Here is a 475-nt window from a genome sequence, read left to right on the forward strand (position 1 = left end):
TCGTACACCCGCAACAGGTTTAATTTAGCAAATCCTCGTTGCCCTCTTTGGGGGAAGGTCGTGCGGAGATGCTAGTCAAAGATGTGATGACCACGAAGCTTGTCGGTGTATCACCGGATAACAGCGTTCGGCGAGCCGCCGAAATCATGCTCGCAAATCAGGTTAGTGGCGTCCCGGTCATCGACGATGCGGGTCGCCTGATCGGGATCCTCAGTGAAGGTGATCTGCTGCGGAGAACGGAGTTAGGAGGGGCAGCCGCCGCCGAACTCGGAACGTTTGCCCTTACCGCCGAAGAGAAAGCCACGGCTTACGTCAAGAGCAACGCGTGGAAAGTTGCCGACGTCATGAGCCGCGACCCGGTCGTCGTAGGCGAGGACACGTCTCTGGGCCAGGTCTCAGCCTTGATGCAGAAACACCGGATAAAACGTATTCCCGTGATGAGAGATGGCGTGCCGATTGGCATCATCAGTCGTGC

At 57.3% G+C, this 475-nt stretch carries 1 protein-coding gene; it reads left to right on the forward strand.

Annotated features, from left to right (window positions below; genetic code table 11):
- Window positions 1–68: 68 nt before the first annotated feature.
- Window positions 69–475: CBS domain-containing protein (locus AF337_RS21525; RefSeq protein WP_152971147.1), on the forward strand; the 407-nt coding region annotated here is incomplete at its 3' end.

It is taken from the genome of Rhizobium ecuadorense, assembly GCF_001187535.1.
GTDB lineage: Bacteria > Pseudomonadota > Alphaproteobacteria > Rhizobiales > Rhizobiaceae > Rhizobium > Rhizobium ecuadorense.